This window comes from Actinoplanes sp. NPDC000266 (assembly GCF_042899005.1).
GTDB lineage: Bacteria > Actinomycetota > Actinomycetes > Mycobacteriales > Micromonosporaceae > Actinoplanes.
The window spans coordinates 15,112-33,280 of the sequence record NZ_JBIAZI010000024.1 but is presented as its reverse complement, the minus strand read 5'-3'; the positions used below and the strand labels follow the sequence as shown (position 1 = coordinate 33,280).

At 70.1% G+C, this 18,169-nt stretch carries 20 protein-coding genes and 1 pseudogene; 12 read left to right on the top strand and 9 right to left on the bottom strand.

The genetic code is table 11. The features are described from left to right. The first annotated feature begins 8 nt into the window (after positions 1-8). Both ACFY36_RS50835 and ACFY36_RS50830 read left to right on the top strand, forming a co-directional pair. A complete protein-coding gene (locus tag ACFY36_RS50835; protein WP_499753147.1) occupies positions 9-713 on the top strand; it encodes an aquaporin in 705 nt (234 codons plus the stop codon). After that, on the top strand, positions 710-1,111 hold the full coding sequence (locus ACFY36_RS50830) for an arsenate reductase ArsC (protein WP_499753146.1): 402 nt from the start codon (positions 710-712) through the stop codon (positions 1,109-1,111). Before ACFY36_RS50835 ends, ACFY36_RS50830 begins: the two co-directional genes overlap by 4 nt. A 128-nt stretch (positions 1,112-1,239) precedes the next feature. Here ACFY36_RS50830 and ACFY36_RS50825 read toward each other — a convergent pair whose 3' ends face one another. Further along, on the bottom strand, positions 1,240-2,454 hold the full coding sequence (locus ACFY36_RS50825) for a beta family protein (protein ID WP_499753145.1): 1,215 nt from the start codon (positions 2,452-2,454) through the stop codon (positions 1,240-1,242). On the opposite strand from ACFY36_RS50825, the pseudogene ACFY36_RS50820 reads away from it, so the two are divergent. Beyond that, positions 2,408-2,518 (top strand): annotated as a pseudogene (locus tag ACFY36_RS50820) (inositol monophosphatase family protein); the annotation flags it as partial. The gene ACFY36_RS50825 and the pseudogene ACFY36_RS50820 overlap by 47 nt on opposite strands. A gap of 127 nt (positions 2,519-2,645) precedes the next feature. Here ACFY36_RS50820 and ACFY36_RS50815 read toward each other — a convergent pair. Both ACFY36_RS50815 and ACFY36_RS50810 read right to left on the bottom strand, forming a co-directional pair. Then, positions 2,646-3,077 carry a MarR family winged helix-turn-helix transcriptional regulator gene (locus ACFY36_RS50815; RefSeq protein WP_499753144.1) on the bottom strand — a complete coding sequence of 144 codons (432 nt, stop codon included), beginning with the start codon at positions 3,075-3,077 and terminating at the stop codon, positions 2,646-2,648. A gap of 26 nt (positions 3,078-3,103) precedes the next feature. After that, on the bottom strand, positions 3,104-3,529 hold the full coding sequence (locus ACFY36_RS50810; RefSeq protein WP_499753143.1) for a universal stress protein: 426 nt from the start codon (positions 3,527-3,529) through the stop codon (positions 3,104-3,106). Between the two features lie 74 nt (positions 3,530-3,603). Between ACFY36_RS50810 and ACFY36_RS50805 the strand changes: the two genes are divergently transcribed. Together ACFY36_RS50805 and ACFY36_RS50800 are read left to right on the top strand one after the other, a co-directional pair. Next, positions 3,604-4,212 (top strand): TetR/AcrR family transcriptional regulator, encoded by a 609-nt coding sequence (locus ACFY36_RS50805; RefSeq protein WP_499753142.1) that lies wholly within the window; start codon positions 3,604-3,606, stop codon positions 4,210-4,212. Next, positions 4,209-5,240, top strand: coding sequence for an MBL fold metallo-hydrolase (locus ACFY36_RS50800; protein WP_499753141.1), 1,032 nt, complete (start codon positions 4,209-4,211; stop codon positions 5,238-5,240). The genes ACFY36_RS50805 and ACFY36_RS50800 overlap by 4 nt, the downstream gene beginning before the upstream one ends. Here the strand turns inward: ACFY36_RS50800 and ACFY36_RS50795 are convergent. Beyond that, positions 5,237-6,298, bottom strand: coding sequence for a M64 family metallopeptidase (locus tag ACFY36_RS50795; protein WP_499753140.1), 1,062 nt, complete (start codon positions 6,296-6,298; stop codon positions 5,237-5,239). The two genes, ACFY36_RS50800 and ACFY36_RS50795, sit on opposite strands and share 4 nt — an antisense overlap. Continuing rightward, entirely contained in the window at positions 6,295-6,675 is a 381-nt protein-coding gene (locus tag ACFY36_RS50790; RefSeq protein ID WP_499753139.1) for a hypothetical protein, read from the bottom strand. The genes ACFY36_RS50795 and ACFY36_RS50790 overlap by 4 nt, the downstream gene beginning before the upstream one ends. Before the next feature lie 258 nt (positions 6,676-6,933). On the opposite strand from ACFY36_RS50790, the gene ACFY36_RS50785 reads away from it, so the two are divergent. Further along, entirely contained in the window at positions 6,934-7,737 is an 804-nt protein-coding gene (locus ACFY36_RS50785) for a hypothetical protein (protein WP_499753138.1), read from the top strand. 26 nt (positions 7,738-7,763) lie between these two features. Then, positions 7,764-8,915 carry a class I SAM-dependent methyltransferase gene (locus ACFY36_RS50780; protein WP_499753137.1) on the top strand — a complete coding sequence of 384 codons (1,152 nt, stop codon included), beginning with the start codon at positions 7,764-7,766 and terminating at the stop codon, positions 8,913-8,915. Here the strand turns inward: ACFY36_RS50780 and ACFY36_RS50775 are convergent. From ACFY36_RS50775 to ACFY36_RS50760, 4 genes are read right to left on the bottom strand one after another with little or no spacing between them, the layout of a single operon-like run. Further along, a complete protein-coding gene (locus ACFY36_RS50775) occupies positions 8,901-9,686 on the bottom strand; it encodes a MerR family transcriptional regulator (protein ID WP_499753136.1) in 786 nt (261 codons plus the stop codon). The two genes, ACFY36_RS50780 and ACFY36_RS50775, sit on opposite strands and share 15 nt — an antisense overlap. Before the next feature lie 4 nt (positions 9,687-9,690). Further along, entirely contained in the window at positions 9,691-10,434 is a 744-nt protein-coding gene (locus ACFY36_RS50770) for an ABC transporter permease (RefSeq protein WP_499753135.1), read from the bottom strand. Positions 10,435-10,440: 6 nt separating this feature from the next. After that, on the bottom strand, positions 10,441-11,160 hold the full coding sequence (locus ACFY36_RS50765) for an ABC transporter ATP-binding protein (protein ID WP_499753134.1): 720 nt from the start codon (positions 11,158-11,160) through the stop codon (positions 10,441-10,443). 34 nt (positions 11,161-11,194) lie between these two features. Beyond that, complete coding sequence (locus ACFY36_RS50760; protein WP_499753133.1) at positions 11,195-11,650, bottom strand: MarR family winged helix-turn-helix transcriptional regulator; 456 nt, start codon at positions 11,648-11,650, stop codon at positions 11,195-11,197. A gap of 71 nt (positions 11,651-11,721) precedes the next feature. Between ACFY36_RS50760 and ACFY36_RS50755 the strand changes: the two genes are divergently transcribed. The 5 genes from ACFY36_RS50755 to ACFY36_RS50735 all read left to right on the top strand — a co-directional run bounded on the left by ACFY36_RS50755 (position 11,722) and on the right by ACFY36_RS50735 (position 18,155). Beyond that, entirely contained in the window at positions 11,722-12,732 is a 1,011-nt protein-coding gene (locus ACFY36_RS50755; RefSeq protein WP_499753132.1) for an LLM class flavin-dependent oxidoreductase, read from the top strand. Further along, entirely contained in the window at positions 12,732-13,403 is a 672-nt protein-coding gene (locus ACFY36_RS50750) for an NADPH-dependent F420 reductase (RefSeq protein ID WP_499753131.1), read from the top strand. The genes ACFY36_RS50755 and ACFY36_RS50750 overlap by 1 nt, the downstream gene beginning before the upstream one ends. A 32-nt stretch (positions 13,404-13,435) precedes the next feature. Next, positions 13,436-14,431 (top strand): LacI family DNA-binding transcriptional regulator, encoded by a 996-nt coding sequence (locus tag ACFY36_RS50745; protein ID WP_499753130.1) that lies wholly within the window; start codon positions 13,436-13,438, stop codon positions 14,429-14,431. A gap of 52 nt (positions 14,432-14,483) precedes the next feature. Beyond that, positions 14,484-16,448, top strand: coding sequence for a right-handed parallel beta-helix repeat-containing protein (locus ACFY36_RS50740; protein WP_499753129.1), 1,965 nt, complete (start codon positions 14,484-14,486; stop codon positions 16,446-16,448). 111 nt (positions 16,449-16,559) lie between these two features. Continuing rightward, on the top strand, positions 16,560-18,155 hold the full coding sequence (locus tag ACFY36_RS50735; RefSeq protein ID WP_499753128.1) for a protein kinase domain-containing protein: 1,596 nt from the start codon (positions 16,560-16,562) through the stop codon (positions 18,153-18,155). The last annotated feature ends 14 nt before the right edge of the window (positions 18,156-18,169 follow it).

Sequence of the window (18,169 nt, the reverse complement as noted above, 5' to 3'; positions counted from 1 at the left end):
CCGCGTCCGTGCGACCCATCGCCGCCGGGCGCCGCCTGCTGGCCGAGTTCGCCGGTACGGCCTTGCTGGTCACCGCCGTCGTCGGCTCCGGCATCATGGCCACCACGTTGTCGCCCGGCGACGTCGGCCTGCAACTGCTGGAGAACTCGGTCGCCACCGCGTTCGCGCTCGGCGCCCTGATCCTGACCTTCGGCCCGGTCTCCGGCGCCCACTTCAACCCGGTCGTCTCGGCCGCCGACTGGTTCCTCGGCCGCCGGACCGGCACCGGGCTGTCCGGCACCGACCTCGCGGGCTACGTGCTCGCGCAGATCCTGGGCGCGATCGCCGGCTCGGTGCTGGCCAACCTGATGTTCGATCTGGACCCGGTCACCCTTTCCGGCAAGGAACGGTCCGCCGGTCACCTGTGGCTGGGCGAGATCGTCGCCACCACCGGCCTCCTTCTGCTGATCTTCGCGCTGGCCCGCTCGGGCCGTGCCGCCGTCGCGCCGGCCGCGGTCGGCGCCTACATCGGCGCCGCGTACTGGTTCACCAGCAGCACCAGCTTCGCCAACCCGGCCGTCACCATCGGCCGCGCCTTCACCGACACCTTCGCCGGCATCGCACCCGCCTCCGTGCCCGGCTTCGTCGTCGCCCAGTTCATCGGCCTGCTCATCGGCATCGGCCTGCTGCTCGTCCTCTATCCCGGCGTGGAACAAGAAGGAAGACCGTCATGAGCGACAAGCCCAGCGTCCTGTTCGTCTGCGTGCACAACGCCGGCCGCTCCCAGATGGCCGCCGGCTGGCTGCGCCACCTCGCCGGTGACGCCGTCGAGGTCCGCTCGGCCGGCTCCGCCCCGGCCGATCAGATCAACCCGGCCGCCGTCGAGGCCATGCGCGAGGTCGGCATCGACATCACCGGCCAGAAACCCAAGATCCTCGAGTACGACACCGCGCAGTCCTCCGACGTCATAGTCACCATGGGCTGCGGCGACGCCTGCCCGTACTTCCCCGGAAAGCGTTACGAGGACTGGAAGCTCGAAGACCCGGCCGGCAAGGGCGTCGAGTCCGTCCGCCCGATCCGCGACGAGATCAAAGCCCGCGTCGAGGCGCTGCTGGCCCGCCTGGCCCTCTGATCCGAAGTCAAATGACTGGCAGTCATTCGCACACTGAGCGACTGTCCGGTTCACACCACAAGCGGCAATCTGGATGGCCGTTGGTCAGCAGCGATGGGGGGACGATTGGCGAAGCGCGGCCGAAGGAGTCAGCCGCCGAGCTCATCAGGCGAATCTTCGAGCATCCTCAGCACGTGGGTCAGATGGTGTGCTGTACCCCAGGCCCGCCATCCTGCCGCGTTCCCGGGGCCTCCGACCATGGCGGCCCGTTGCGCGATCTCGGCATCACCCCAGGAGTACGAGGGGCCTTCTGCCGGCCAGTGGTCCGCCGCCACCAGCGAAGCGCAAAGGTCGTACATACTCCCGTAGCCGTTGCCGTCTCGCGCCCATCGGTATATCCACCACACGTCCTTGTCGGTGTACCGAAGGTTGGGAGGCGGAGGCCACCCCTTGACGTTCATCTTGGGATGGGCGATGCCGTAGTCCCCGAAGACGATGTCAGGTTCTCGAAGGCGTCTCCAGAGAGCCAGGTCGCGTCTAGGCACGGGGGTCGCAATGTTGTACGGAATGTCGCCGATCGATTCCGGCATTGCGCCTGAAACCACCGTGATGGCTTCCCACGGGTAGCGCCGTGCCCAGACCAGGCACTTTCGTGCCAGCGCTTCGATTCTGCCGATGTCGCGTTCTGAGCGAACGTCGAAAAAATCAAGAATAAGTACTGACTTCTCGATGGTCGCCCCAGCCCGTCGGCAGAGCTTGGCCAGCGACGCTTCGGCTTCATCCTCGTCAGGATCGGAGATGTCGCCGCCGAGCCGGATGACCGCCCGCCCATCATGCAGCTCCGCAGCCTGTCGCGCCTCGGTCAAACGGCGCGCGGAGTCACTCAAATGCAGAACCGGCCGGATAGGGACACCCCAGTCGGCGAAATCGTCGGCGATAGCCCGCAGCGGCCCTCGCCAGGCTCCGTCCGGATCCTCCAGGTAGCGAGCGTCGACCGCTACGGACATACCCCGCGGTATTACGTTACGGGCTCTCTCGGCGAAGCTGTGGGCATCCTTGATCGGATCTCCCCTCGTGGGCGGGACCTCAAAGACCGGCATCACCCTTGCTGCCAGCACTTCTGGCAGATGGTCGATGGCTTTGAGTTCACCCTCCCGGCCTTTGAGTATGGGCATGTAGACCACGGCACACCCTTCGCTGGCCATCCACGCTTGTCGCTCAATAATGCACTCTAGGTAGCGATGCAACAACATTGAGTACTCGTACCGCAGCGCGGACGGTAGCCAATGGCGCGTTCGCATGCACGGGTCGGCTGCCATCGACCTGGCGTGGCTGGCCGCCGGCAAAATCGACGCCGTCGTCATGCTGGCCAACAAACCCTGGGACACCGCGGCCGGAGTCGTCATCGCCCGCGAAACAGGCGCGCTGATGGTCGACCGCGACGGATCAGCTCACACCTTCAAGTCATCCGCCACCATCACGGCGAGCCGAACCTTCTTTCCGCGATCACGATCTCATTCGCGAAGCGGCATAGGTCGGAGGCACGGAACCGTGGTCAGAAGCGGTGGGTCGACTCGGCCAGGCGGGTCAAGGCCGGCAAGGCCTGGACGATGGCGTCGCGGTCGGGCTTGTCCAAGTCGTCGAAGAGCTTGTCGATGGTGGCGGCGTAGTGGGCGTGGGTGCGCTCGACCAGCTCTCGGCCGGCCGTCGTGGTCTCGACCAGGACGCCTCGGCCGTCGGTGGGGTCGGGGACTCGCTTGACCAGGGCGGCCCGCTCCATGCGGCCGACCAGCTGGGTCATGCCGGGCTGGGAGGCGCGCTCCTGGCGGGCCAGGTCGGTCAGGCGGATCGGGCCCTCGCGGCCCAGCCGCCGCAGCACGGAGAGCGCCACCGGGCTGGGGTTGTCCGGTCCTTCGAGCTGGCGCAGGAAGCGCACCAGCTGGCCGAGCACCGGCAGCAACTGGGATCCGCGGCTGGGAGATTCCATAACTACATTATGCACGGCGTGTCGAATCAGGGGACGACCGTGACGGGCCAGCGCCCACAGCGTACGAGCTTGACGGCCAGCGAGCCCGCGATGCGATGCAGCACCTTAGCCGACCTGCCCACGATCACGGCGTCGGCCCTGACCTCCCTGGCGGCGGCGATCAACTCCGCGTACGGCTCGCCCGTGCGCACCATGAAGCTCGCCTCGACGCCGAGCTCGGGCAGATGGGCCCGGAAGGCCGCCCGCAGCTCGCGCTCGATCTCGTCCTGGGCCTCGAAAGCGGTGGCCGCGGCGGCGCCGCTGTCGTCGCCGAGCGGGATCATCGCGGGCGGGCCCTTGCGCACGTAGACCGCGAGGAGACGGCTCCCCTGACGCCGGGCCAGTCCGGCCGCGTAGGCGGCGGCACGCAGGGACGACGTCGACCCGTCGACGCCGACCAGGATCGCACTCATCTCAGCTCCTGGGACGGTGAACACCGGCAAGGTTATCCTGACGGAAACCGTTCAGCAATGAGCCGGGGAGTGACGTGACCACCTCTTCTTCGCCGGGGCGCCCCCGCGACCCCGAGGTCGACCGCCGGATCGCCCGCGCCGCGCTCGACGTCTTCGGCGACACCGGCTGGGCCGGCTTCGCCATGGAGACCGTGGCCCGCCGCGCCGGGGTCGGCAAAGCCTCGCTCTATCTGCGCTGGAGCAGCAAACAGGCGCTGCTCACGGACGCGCTGGGCGAGGGCCTGCCCCGGATCAGCGATGTCGACACCGGCACGCTGCACGGTGACCTGGTCGAGCTGGCCACCCAGATGCTCGGCCTCTACGCGGGACCGTCGAGCCGGGCCGCGCTGCGCCTGTCGGTCGAGGCCGGAACGATCCCCGGCGTGGCCGAGCACTATGAGGCGCTGCGGCAGGCACAGATCCTGGCCGCGCGGGCCGTCGTGCGGCGGGGCATCGCCCGGGGCGAGCTGCCGGCCACCGCTTCGGTCTCGATGCTGCTCGAGACGCTGCTGGGCGGGGCGATGATGCACGCGCTGACCACGCCGCCGGAGAGGCGGGCCGCGCTGGCGAAGGACACGGCGGCGCACGCCCGGCGGCTGGTCGACTTCCTGATGCACTCGGTGACCGCGGGCGTCCGCGCATGATCGTCACCGGAACCGCCCAGCACCGGGCGTGGCAGGAGCGCGTCCTTCCGCCGGTCGAGCAGGTGCGCCCGGGCCTGTGGTCGATCCCGGTGCCGATCCCGGACAACCCGCTGCGCTACACGATCAGTTACGCCTTCACCGGCGAGGACGACGGTGTCCTGCTGATCGACCCGGGCTGGGACTCATCCTCGGGCCGCGCCGCGCTCACCGCGGGGCTGGGCGAGGCCGGCGCCGGCATCGGCGAGGTGACCGGCGTCGTCGTGACCCACGTGCATCCCGATCACCACGGGCTCAGCGGCTGGCTGCGTACACAAGGGGCCTGGATCGGCATGCACCCGGCCGAGGCGGCCACGCTGCCCAGCCGCTTGTGGAGCGACCGCCGCCCCGAGCAGGACCGGGCGTGGCTGCGGCGCAACGGCGTGCCCGCGGCCGAGGTCGCCGGGCTGGCTGTCAGCCCGGAGCGCATGCGCGGCCTGCTGTCCATGGCCGAGCCCGACCGCGCGATCGAGGACGGCGACCTGCTGCCGCTGACCCGCCGCTCGGTGCGGGCGGTGTGGACACCCGGGCACACGCCCGGCCACCTGTGCCTGCACGACGCGGCCGCCGGCGTCCTGCTCACCGGCGATCACCTGCTCCCCCGGATCAGTCCCACGGTCGCGGTGCATCCGGCGAACGAGGGCGATCCGCTGACCCCGTACCTGGAATCGCTGGAACAGACCGGCAAGTTCGCCGCCGAGGAGGCTCTGCCCGCCCACGAATACCGCTTCCGGGGCATCGACGCCCGGGCCGCGGCGATGATCGGGCATCACGGCGACCGCAACCGGGAGATCCTGCGCGCCCTCGACACCCAGGGGACGGCCACCGCCTGGGAGATCGCGGCCGCCCTGACCTGGTCGCGTGGCTGGGACAGCCTGCGCGGCCTGATGCGCCGGATGGCCCTGGGCGAGACCCTGGCCCACCTGCACCACCTGGCCACCGTGGGCGCCGTTCGCCGCGCGGCGGAAGAGCCGACGAGGTGGGCCCGCTAAGGGATCGGGCCGGTTCGCAGCTGCATGGTGACCTCACTGCCGTAACGGACCGTGCGGCCCGCGGCCGGGGACTGTCGCCACACCCAGGCCGACGGGCCGGTCGGGCCGGTGAACCTCGGCACCAGGCCGGCGGCCACGACGCGCTGGTGGGCGATGGTGCGGCGCGCCTCCTGGACGAACGGAACCGTGACCGGGGTGAAGGGCAGCAGGACGCGGCGGATCTGCTGGGCGCAGACCGCGCAGAACTCCTGGTCGATGTCGCGCATCCGGCAGTCGAACTGCGGGCGGAAGGCGCCGCAGTGGTAGTAGTGCGCGCCCTCGTACAGGCCGACGGTCGCGGCCGGGAGCGGGTTCGGCTGCGGGTCGCACTGCGAGCAGTCGGCGTTGCGGGTGGTCGGTATCGGCGTCGCCGCCGCGACCAGCGACCGCCACTTCAGCGTGGCCCGGTTGGTGTTCACGGTGACGTTCGGCTCGCCCGGCTCCACCGCCGGATGCCGGTTGCGGTCGGTGTCCACGCCGCAGCCGAGGTAGTACTCGTACTCGTCGGCCAGGCCGAACGCCCCGTGGCCCATCTCGTGCAGGGCGATCTGCTCGGCCCCCGTGGCCAGGGAATATGCGGCCGCGGCGCCACCCGAACCGCCGTACACCTGGGAATTGACGATGACCACGACGGCGTGGAACTGCGGCACCTGCTGTCCCGCGACGGAGAGCGCGGTCCCCTGATTGACGGTGAGCAGGCGGCGGGTGCCGTTGTTGCAGAAGGCGGCGTCGAAGTACGTCCGGGCGGTGGTGCCCGGCCCTCCGCACGCGGCCGGGTCGTCGGCGCCGCTGTCGGTGGAGGTCACGTCGACGCGGTAGAGGTTAAGGCCGGACCAGACGCTGTCGAAGGGGCGGGTGCCCTCGAGCCGGACGCAGAGGCGGTTGGCGTCCTGGTGGTACTGGGTGATCTGGTTGGCGCGGTAGCCGTCGCCGAGGATGACCAGGTTCCAGCGCTCGGTGGGCGGGCCATGATCGATGATGCGGGTGACGCCGAGCACCTGACCGTCGGCGGTGGTCATGACTCGTCCCGCACCGGCACCCGCGCGATCTCGCGCACCCGCCGCGTCTCGTCCGGGCCGCCGGGATCGTCGACCAGGGCCAGATGATCGGCCTCGGGCAGATCGGGGACGAGAACGGTGAAGACGCCGGTGGGCCGCTCGACCGCCATCCGCTCGACCGTCCGGCCCGGCTCGGGCGAGAACACCTCGACGCCGTCCGGGATCGGTGGCAGGGCACGGCGTTCGAGGACTCCCCCGTCGGCCGTACGGAGCTCGGCCCGCAGACCGGCTCCGGCCTCGCCGACGGCCGGGATCGTCATCTCGACCCGCTGCCGGGAGACGACGCGCACGTCGTCACCGTCGTAGGAGAACACGAGGCGCAGCGCCGGCTCAGTCATGTGCGGACCGTACGCCCGGGGCCGGCCCGGCACACCACTTCTGTCGCTGATCACGCATGCGGCGATTTGTGCGTTTGTGCGGCGAGTACTAGACACGGAGGCCTATCCCTTCCGGCTCCGTGAAGGCCGTGCGACGGTGCGTGATCGGCGATTATTTCGGTATCCGGGATGACCTGCGGAATTGCATTTTCCGGTGATCAGGAAAGGCGTCCTGACTAGTCAGGTACGCCTATTGACCCTGCGTGCATGATGTTTGGCGTGGCAACGGAATCGCGTGTGGGGCGACGACGCCGGGCGGCCCCGGTGACCTATGACAGCCGGCCGGTGAATCCGCGCGAGTTCATACCCGTGGCGGCCCGGCCGTCACATGCGGCGCCGATTTATCCCGGCGATCTGCCCGAGCGCGGCGAGGCCATTCAGGCGCTCACCCGCGAGGTGCTGATCCGGCGGTCGCTCGAGGTGTCGCCGACCGCCTTCATCACGATCATCAGCATCATCCAGGGTGTGGCGCTGGGACTGCTCGCACAGAACGCGTTCGCCCGCCCCGGGCTGCTCGTCGCCGTGCAGGCCGTGACCATGCTCCTCGTTCTGGTCACGGTTTTCTATTTCTACTTGACGATCAGCATTCTGCTGCGCTGGGCACCCTCCTTTCTCGACTGCCTGCTGCCGTTCGGCATCGCCGGGCTGGAGATACCGGGCGCGTTCTTCCTCGGCAATACCCGCGCGTGGAATCTGTGGCTCGGCGCGTTCTGGTTCGGCACGTTCATCGGTTTGTGGATCACCAAGAAATGGTCGCCGCCGTCGCACTTCGGCGAGGAGATCGACGCTCACCGCACGCTGCACGACATGCTGCACGAGTTGCGGCTGACCGCCGGGACGGGCGCGCTCGCCGTGGGCTGGTGCGGCCTGTTCGCTCTGCTGATGCCGGCCGGTCAGCTGTTCTGGGGCCTCCTCGGGGCCGGGATGGTGCTGGCCACGGTGACCATGGTGGTCGCGCGCACCGAGCTGCGGTCCTCGCAGATCCACGCCCACTACGGCGTCAATCGGCCACCGTTCAATTGAGACGGAAATCGTGTAATGATCGCGGCATGAGGCGGCGAGGCATAGCCGACGTCATCGGCCGGCGTTACGACGAGTTCTTCCGCGAGCGCACCCCCGTGCCGTTCGAGGTCCTGGACCGCGACGGCACCACACACAGTTTCGGCGTCGGCGGCGACGCTCCCCCGCGCTACACGGTCATCGTGCGCGACGACGAGGGCCGCGACGCGCTGACCTCCCTCGACCAACTTCAGGTCGCGCTGGCGTACCTCCGAGGTCATCTCGACGTCGACGGTGATCTGGCCGCGGCGCTGAGCATGCGCCAGTTCTTCTCCGACATCCATCCGGTCGCCTTCCTCGGGCGCTGGATGCCGTCGCTGTGGCACGGCAAGACGGAGCACGACAACCGCGCCATCTCGCAGCACTACGACGAGGATTCCGAGTTCTTCCTGACCTTCCTCGACACCCGGCACCGCTGCTACACGCAGGGCGTGTTCGCCGCCGACGACGAGCCGCTCGAGGAGGCGGTGACCCGCAAGCTCGACATCGCGCTCGACGCCATCCAGGTCAAGCCGGGCGACCGGGTGCTGGAGGTGGGCGGCGGCTGGGGCGCCTTCTCGGAGCACGCGGCCCGGCGCGGCATCGACGTCACGACGGTCACGCTCGCGGCCGAGTCGGAGCGCTTCCTCAAGGACCTGTTCGACCGCGAGCAACTGCCAGTCACCGTGGTCCGCGAGCACATCCTGCGCTATCAGAACGACCGCCCCTTCGACGCGATCGTGAACATGGGCGTCACGGAACACCTTCCGGACTACCGAGCAACCCTTCAGACGTACGCCCGATTGCTGCGTCCCGAGGGCAGGGTCTATCTCGACGCTCTGGCCATGCGGCGCAAACACACTGCTTCAACCTTCTTCAAGCAGTACGTCTACCCGGGCCGTTCGGCGCCGCTGCTGCTGCACTCCTATCTCCGGCACGTCGCGCACTCGCCGTTCGAGCTGCTCACCGTCGAGGACGACCGGCACAACTACTTCCTGACGTGCCGGGCCTGGGCCCAGCGCCTCGACGCCCGCCGCGAGGAGATCGTGGCGCGGTGGGGCGACGAGCTCTACCGCCGCTTCCGCATCTTCCTGTGGGGGTCGGCGTCGGGCTTCGACACGCGCATGGTGCAGGCCTACCGCTGGACCCTACGGCTCACCTAGCGAGCCCAGACGTTCGAGACGGGTCCACCGGGCCCAGCCCCGCTCGCGCATCAGCGCCAGCAGCCGGGTCACCCGGGGATCCGTCTCGACGGCGAGGGCGTCGAGCAGGTCGAACGGCGTGTCGTCGATGGACTCGTTGCCGTCGGCCAGGCCGGCCGCGTACGCCTGCTCGGAGAGCTCGGCCAGCAGATCGGCGATCTCCACCAGGCGGGGGTCGCCGTCGTCCCCGTCGTCGTCGTCGAAGACCTCCGACAGGAGCCGGTAGAGCCGGACCATCCGCGGGTTCTCGAGCTCGGCCAGCTTGGCCGGGATCCACTCCGCGATCTCGCCGGGCCAGCGCGCGGCCATGAGGATCCACCCGTCCCGCTCGGCCGCGATCAGCCCCGGCGACGCGCCCAGCTGCCGGAGGCGGTCGAGATAGCCGACCACCACCTCCGGCAGCACCAGGCTGTCGCCGGCGGCGAGCTGCGCGATCTGCTTGCGGCTGCTTTCCAGCCGTACGATCTCGTCGCGCAGCCGGTCGTCGATCGCGCCGACCTGTCCGGCGAACGTCGCCGCGTCGGCGTCGAGCATGCCGCGGATGTGCGAGAGGGGCACGCCGGCGTTCGCGAGAGTACGGATCTTGATGAGGGCGACGACGGCCTTGGCGCCGTACCGGCGGTAGCCCGACGCGTCGCGGTCCGGCTCGGGCAGGAGCCCGACGTGGTGGTAGTGCCGCACGGCGCGCACGGTGACGCCGGCGTAGTCCGCCAGCTGGCCGATCGTCAGCATGCCCTCACCTCCTGCGGCGGTAGATCCGGTTCGAGACGGCGTACGCGACCACCAGGATGCCAGCACACCAGGCGAGCGCGGTCCAGATGCCGGAGCCGACCGGTTGCCGGGTGAACAGGTCACGCAGGGTGTCGACGATGGAGGTCACCGGCTGGTTCTCGGCGAAGGCGCGTACCGGCCCCGGCATCGTGGCGGTGGGCACGAACGCCGAGCTGATGAAGGGCAGGAAGATCAGGGGGTACGCGAACGCGCTGGCCCCGTCGACACTCTTGGCGGTGAGGCCGGGAATGACGGCCAGCCAGGTCAGAGCCAGTGTGAACAGCACCAGGATGCCGGTGACGGCGAGCCAGGCGCCCAACCCGGCGCTCGTACGGAAGCCCATGACCAGAGCGACCCCGACGACCAGCGCCACCGAGATCAAATTGGCCAGCAGCGAGGTCAGCACATGCGCCCAGAGCAGGCCCGAGCGGGCGATGGGCATCGACTGGAAGCGTTCGAGGATGCCGCTCTGAAGGTCGGTGAAGAGCCGGAAAGCGGTGTACGAGATGCCGGACGCGATGGTGATGAGCAGGATGCCGGGGAGCAGGTAGTTCACGTACGCGACCGAGCCGGTGTCGATCGCGCCGCCGAACACGTAGACGAACAGCAGCATGATGGCGATCGGTGTGATCGCGGTGGTGACGATGGTGTCGAAGCTGCGGGTGACGTGGCGCAGGGTCCGCCCGGTGAGCACTACGGTGTCGTACATCGTCGCTCAGCCCTTCCCCCGGACGACGGCCAGGAAGGCGTCCTCCAGGGTGGGATGCAGTTCCTTGACCTCGGCCGGCGTGCCGTCGACGGCGATCCGGCCCTCGTGCAGGATCGCGATCCGGTCGGCCAGTTGCTCGGCCTCGTCCAGGTACTGCGTGGTCAGCAGAACCGTCGTTCCGCCCGCGGCGAGCTCCTTGACGGCCTGCCACACCTCGAGGCGCGCCTCCGGGTCGAGCCCGGTCGTCGGCTCGTCGAGGAACACGACGGGCGGGCTCCCGATCAGGCTCATCGCGAGGTCGAGGCGGCGGCGCATCCCTCCGGACCAGGTCGCCAGACGGCGGTCGCCCGCCTCGGCCAGGCCGAAACGGGTGAGCAGGTCGTCCGCGATGCCGCCGGCTTCCTTGAGGCGCCGCAGCCGGGCGATCAGGACGAGGTTCTCGCGGCCGGTGAGGATCTCGTCGACGGCCGCGAACTGCCCGGTCAGGCTGATCGACGCGCGGACGTCGGCGGGCCGCGCGGCGACGTCGAAGCCGTTCACGCGGGCGGCGCCACCGTCCGCCTTGGCCAGTGTGGAGAGGATCCGCACCACCGTGGTCTTGCCCGCTCCGTTCGAGCCGAGCAGGGCGTGGATGCTGCCCCGCGCGACGTCGAGGTCCACGCCGCGCAGCACGCGCAACCGCCCGTACGACTTCTCCAAGCCCTGTATCTCTATCGCCGTGGTCATGGCAGCAGTGTCGAAGGTTGACGCTGCGTCAGGGTCAAGCCCGATCGAGGCGGGCCCGCAACGCGGCGGCGATCTCGGCGGCGGCGGTGATCTGGTCAGGGGTGAGCGCGTCGACGAAGAGCTCGCGGATGGCCTTCAGATGGGGAACGGTGGCCGCGTCGAAGGCCTCCCTGCCGGCGGTGGTCGGCCTCACGAACGCGCCGCGGTTGTCGGTGGCGCAGTCCTCGCGCTGGATCAGCCCGCGGCGCTCCATCCGGCCGAGGTGGTGGGAGAGGCGGCTGCGTTCCCAGCCGATGTGGGCCGCAAGATCCGACGAGCGCATTTCCGACATCTCACTCAGTGCCAGCATCACCGAGTAGTCACCCGGGGAAAGGCCGGTCTCGTCGTGCAGGCGGCCGCCGATGCGGGATCGGAGCACCTCGGTGGTCTCGATGAAGTCGCGCCACGCGCTGAGTTGCTCCCGGGTGGGGAGGCGGCGAGAGCCGGGCATAAATCTCAACCTCCGATAGTTGACGTGTCCAGCATAAGCGATTGACACGTCAATTATTCCTGGGAGCAGTCATGATCCTCGGTCTGGACAACTTCGGCGACGTACCCGCCGGCCTGACCCACGCGGCCGCCATCCGGCAGGTCGCCGACGAGGCCGTGATGGCCGACGAGCTGGGCGTGGACGCCATCGCGCTCGGCGAGCACCACCGGCCCGAATACTCCATCTCCACCCCGGAGACGGTTCTCGCGGGCATCGCCGGCCGGACGAAGCGCATCAAGCTCGGCTCCGGCGTGACCGTGCTCAGCTCGGACGACCCGGTGCGCGTGTTCCAGCGCTTCGCCACCGTCGACGCGCTGTCGAACGGCCGGGCCGAGGTCATCCTGGGCCGCGGCTCCTTCACCGAGTCGTTCCCGCTGTTCGGCTACGACCTGAGCGACTACGACGTGCTGTTCGAGGAGAAGCTCGACCTGTTCGTCAAGCTGCTCGACGAGAAGCCGGTGACCTGGTCCGGCACGACCCGGGCGCCGCTGGTCGACGCCGACGTCTTCCCCAAGACCGAGTCGGGCCGGCTGGCCACGTGGGTCGGTGTCGGCGGCTCCCCGCAGTCCGTCGTCCGTACGGCCAAGCACGGTCTTCCGCTCATGCTGGCCATCATCGGCGGGCAGCCGGAGCGCTTCGCCCCGTACGTCGATCTCTACCGGCGCGCGGCCGAGCAGCTCGGCACCGTGGCCCACCCGGTCGGCATGCACTCCCCCGGCTTCGTCGCCGACACCGACGAGCAGGCCAGGGAGAAGTTCTACCCGTACTACAAGGAGCAGCGGGACCGGATCGGCGCCCTGCGCGGCTGGCCGCCCCTGCGCCGGGCCGAGTTCGACGCCGAGGTCGAGCACGGTTCGCTGTACGTCGGATCGCCGGATACGGTTGCCCGCAAGATCGCCCACGCGGTGAAGGCCCTCGACGTCGGCCGCTTCGACCTGATCTACACGGTCGGGGCCCAGCCGGTGGAGGACCGTTCGCGCGCCGTCGAGCTGTTCGGCTCGAAGGTCGCGCCCATGGTCCGCGACATGATTTCGGAGAACTGATGACGACCGTAGGCATCCTCGGGGCCGGCAAGCTCGGCACGGTGCTGGCCCGGCTGGCCGTGTCACACGGCTACGACGTGCTCGTGGCCGGCTCGGGCGACCCCGAGAAGATCGCGCTGATCGTGAAGATCATCACGCCCGGCGCGCGGGCCGTGAGCGCGGCCGAGGCGGCGTCGCGGGCCGACATCGTGATCCTGGCCCTGCCGCTCGGCAAGTACGAGACGCTGCCGGTGGAGGCGCTGCGCGGCAAGACCGTCGTCGACGCCATGAACTACTGGTGGGAGGTGGACGGGATCCGCGACGACCTGACGGATCCGCGCACCTCCTCCAGCGAGATCGTGCAGGCCTTCCTGCCGGACTCGCGCGTGGTGAAGGCGTTCAACCACATGGGCTACCACGACGTGGAGGGCGAGTCCCGCAAGGCGGGCACGCCCGGCCGCAAGGCGATCGCCCTCGCCGGCGACAACCCGTCGGCCGTGGCCGAGGTGGCCGGGTTCATCGACACGCTCGGCTTCGACCCGGTCAACGCCGGGTCGCTCGCGGAGGGCGTACGGATGGAGCCCGGAACCGAGCTCTTCGGGGCCAACACCGACGCCGGCGAGGTGACAGCCATGCTGGCCCGCTTCGAGGAGTCGGAGAGGGGCCGGGCCGTCATCGCCGCCCGGCGTTGACGGAGGCTTCGCAACGTTGCGATAGTTTTCGAATGAGTGGAGATCAGCGGCGGGCCACCCTGGCGGCGGTGGCCCGTGAGGCCGGCGTCTCGGTGCCGACCGTCTCGAAGGTGGTCAACGGGCGGACCGACGTGGCGCCCGAGACCCGGGCCCGCATCGCGGCCCTGCTGACGCGGCACGGCTACGTGGGGCGGGCCCAGACGGCGGCGGCGGCCGGGGTCCGCACGGTCGACCTGGTCTTCGACGGCATGGAGACGCCGAACAACCTGAAGATCCTCAAGGGCGCGCTCAGCGCCGCCGCCGAAGAGGACGTCGACGTCGTGGTGGGGCTCGCGCCGGCCCGCCCGCAGGGCGCTCACCGTGAGGGCATCGTTCTGGTCACCTCGAGCATCACCGCCGCGCAGTGGCAGCACTTCAGCAAGCGCGGCATCCCGATCGTCACCATCGACCCGCACGACGTGCCGTCGGCGGAAGTTCCGAGCGTCGGCGCCACCAACTTCCAGGGCGGCATGGAGGCCACGGCCCACCTCACCGGGCTCGGCCACCGGCGGGTCGGCTTCATCGAGGGACCGCCCGAGCGCGGGGTCAGCATCGCCCGCCTGCACGGCTATCAGGCCGCGCTGTCGCAGGCCGGCGTCGCGCACGACCCCGGCCTGGTCCGGGCCGGCCCGTTCACCTTCGACGCCGCCTTCACGGCCGGCATCTCCCTGCTGACCTCGGAGAACCGGCCGACGGCGATCTTCGCCTGCAACGACACCCTCGCCCTGGGCGCGATGGAGGCGGCCCGCACGCTGGGCCTGCGCATCCCGGAGGACGTCAGCGTCGTCGGCTTCGACGACATGCCGGTCACCCAGTGGTCGGCGCCCCCGCTGACGACCGTGCGGCAGCCGTTCGCCGAGATGGGCCGGGTGGCCATGCGGCGGCTGCTGCGCCTGGCCGCCGGGGAGTCGCTGGACTCGCCGCGCGTCGAGCTTGCGACCGAGCTGATCGTCCGGAAGTCGACCTCGAAACTTTCGAGCATTGACTGACAATGTTTCGCAAAGTTACGTTGGGCCGGTCCTCCTTCACGAAAGGCCTGACATGACGCTCCTCCATGTGGCGACGACCGGTTCCGACGATGCCGAGGGCTCGGAGAAGCAGCCCCTCCGGACCATCAACCGGGCCGCCGAGCTCGCCCGCCCCGGCGACACCGTGATCGTGCACGCCGGTGAGTACCGGGAATGGGTCACGCCCCGCCGCGGCGGCCTCAGCGACGCGCGGCGCATCACCTACACGGCCGCCGAGGGCGAGCACGTGGTGATCAAGGGCTCCGAGCGGATCACGAACTGGGTCCAGGAATCCGGCTCGGTGTGGCGCGCCGAGGTCCCCAACTCGCTTTTCGGGCAATTCAATCCGTACGCCGAGGAAGTGGCCGGTGACTGGATCGTCTACCCGGCCGGCGCGCCCCACAAGCACCTGGGCGACGTCTACCTGAACGGCCTTTCGTTCTATGAGGCCGGCACCCGCGACGAAGTGAACAACCCGCCGCGCCGCGAGACGGTCCTGGACAACTGGACCGCGGTCGACGACAAGGTCCGCAACGTCGAACAGACCCAGCTCGTCTGGTTCGCGACCGTCGGCGCCGAGACCACCACGATCTGGGCGAACTTCCAGGGCGCCGACCCGAACGCCGAGCTGGCCGAGATCAACGTACGGCGGTCGGTCTTCTACCCGCTCGTGCCGCACCTGAACTACATCACCGTGCGCGGCTTCGAGCTTGCCCAGGCGGCCACCCCGTGGACCCCGCCCACCGCCGACCAGCCCGGCCTCATCGGCCCGAACTGGGCCAAGGGCTGGATCATCGAGGACAACGTCATCCACGACGCCAAGACCTCGGCCGTCTCGCTCGGCAAGGAGGCCTCGACCGGCCACAACTACGCCACCGAGCGCCGCGACAAGCCCGGATATCAGTACCAGCTCGAATCGGTCTTCTCGGCCCGGCAGATCGGGTGGGACAAGGAGCACATCGGCTCGCACGTCGTGCGCCGCAACACCATCTACGACTGCGGCCAGAACGGCGTCGTCGGCCACCTCGGCTGCGTCTTCTCGACCATCGAGGACAACCACATCTACAACATCGCGCTCAAGCGCGAGTACTACGGCTACGAGATCGGCGGCATCAAGCTGCACGCCGCAATCGACGTGCAGATCCGGCACAACCGCATCCACGACACGTCACTGGGCATCTGGCTCGACTGGCAGACCCAGGGCACCCGGGTCACCCGCAACGTGTTCTACGCCAACAACCGCGACCTGTTCATCGAGGTCAGCCACGGCCCCTTCCTGGTCGACCACAACGTGCTGGCCTCCCGCGCGTCGTACGAGTCGTTCAGCCAGGGCGGCGCGTTCGTCGGCAACCTGTTCGCCGGCACCGTGCGGCTGGAGGCGGTCATGGACCGGGCCACGCCGTACCACCAGCCGCACAGCACCCAGGTCGCCGGCTACGCGTACATCCGCGGCGGCGACGACCGTTACGTCGGCAACGTCTTCCTGGGCGGGGAGCTTGCGCAGGCGTACGGCCAGGGCGGCGACGGCAAGGCGGTTCCGTCGTACGGCCTGACGGGTTACGACGCGCATCCGGCGTCGTTCGCCGAGTACCTCCAGCGGATCGAGGAGCAGCCGCCGGGCGACCACCAGCGGTACCTCGACGTGCTCCAGGCCGTCTACGCCCAGGGGAACGTCTACGCCACAGGCGCGAAGCCGTTCGCGGGCGAGACCGGCCCGCACGAGATCGGCGACGCCACCTTCCGCGTGGTCGAGGAAGGCGACGAGGTCTACCTCGAGACCGACCTGCCGGCCGCCTTCGACCAGGCCGGCTTCGTCACGGTCGGCGGCGGCGACTTCGAGCGCGTCCGCTTCGCCGACGCCGACTTCGAGGAGCCCGACGGCACCCCGGCGGTCATCGACGCCGACCTGACCGGCGACCGGCGACCGGCCGGCGCGGCCGCGGCCGCCGGGCCGCTGTCGAAGCTCGCCTCGGGCAAGTCTCGCACCCGCATCTGGTGATTCTCACGGCCCGGGGGCTTCGGCTCCCGGGCCGGCTTCCTCCGGACTGAACTCCGCGCCGATCCATCCGTTGTCGGGATGTCCCCTGCGCGCATCGTCCGGAAAGAAGTCATGACCCAGCCTCCGATCGACATTTTGGCCGGCCGTTACAAGCTCTCCAGCCCGTTGGGGCAGGGCGGGATGGGCAAGGTCTGGAAGGCCCACGACGAGCTGCTCGACCGCGACGTGGCGCTCAAGGAGATCGCACCGGACGGAGTGAGCGCGGACGAGCTGGGCGACCTCCGCGAGCGGGCCATCCGCGAGGCGCGGGCCATCGCCCGGATCGACCATCCCCACGTCGTGCGCATCTTCGACGTGGTGGAGCACGAGGGCTCGCCCTGGATCGTGATGGAGCTGGTCCGGGCCCGGTCGCTGTTCGACGTGGTCAGCCAGGACGGGCCGCTGGAGCCGGAGCGGGCGGCCCGGATCGGCCTCGACGTGCTGGGGGCGTTGCAGGCCGCGCACCGGGCCGGAATTCTGCACCGCGACGTGAAGCCGGCCAACGTGCTGGTCGGCGCGAACGGCCGGGTCGTGCTGACCGACTTCGGCCTGGCCATGACGGCCGGCGACTCGGCCATGACCCGGACCGGGGTGATGCTGGGTTCCCCGTCGTACCTGGCGCCGGAGCGGGCCCGCGACGAACCGGCGTCGGCCAAGTCCGACCTGTGGTCGCTGGGCGCGACGCTGTACGCCGCGGTCGAGGGCCGCCCGCCGTACCAGCGGTCCTCACCCATGACGACGCTGGCCGCCCTGATGGTCGATCCGCCGACGGCACCCGAGCGCGCGGGGGTCCTCGAACCGGTCCTGGAAGCGTTGCTGGAGAAGGATCCGGCCGCCCGGGCCACCGCCGAAGAGACGGCGGAGCTGCTGCGGTACGTCCTGTCGCAGCCGCACACGCCGCCGCCGGTCGTGATCCCGGAGCCTCCAGTGGCTCCCGAGACCCGCCGCCGGCCGAGGAGCGTCGTCGTGGGGCTGCCGGTGATCGCCACCGCGGTCGCGGCGGCGTCGATCATCGCGGTGGTGGCCACTCGGGGCGCCGGCGAGCCGGTGGCGCAGTCGGCGCCGATCGGGGAGCCCTCCGCCGTGCCGCCAGTTGCCGCCTCGGCGCCCGTTCGGCCCGTGCCCGTGCTGTCGCCCTCGGTGAAAGCCGCCTCCGCCCTCAGCCGGCGCCCCAGCGCGGCGCCGTCGAAACCGGCTCGGGTGAGCGCCCAAGCCTCCCCGGCCAAGCCGCCCGCTCCGGCCAGGACCACCACGGCGGCCACGGCGGCCACGGCGGCCGCGCCCACTCCGGTCCGGGTGAGCTTCGAGGCCGAGTCGTACACCGACAACAGCGGCACCGAGGACTCGTTCCCGGACGGGGCCAGCGGCGGCCGGGTGGTCGGCAAGACCGACAACGGCGACTACGTGGGCTACGGAAACCGCTCCGTGGCGGGCATGCGGCGGGTGAGCCTGCGCTACGCCGCCGGCGACGACGACACCGATGTCGAGCTGCGGGCCGGGTCGGCCACCGGCGCCGTGCTGGCCCGGATCACGTTGGCCCGCACCGCCGGCTTCTCCACGTTCGCGACCACCACGGCCACGTTCACCGCGAGCGGCTCGGGAGCACCGTACCTGGTATTCCTCGGCCCCAAGGCCTCCGACATCGACGTGGTGACCCTGTCGTCGTGAGCCGTGCGGCTGAC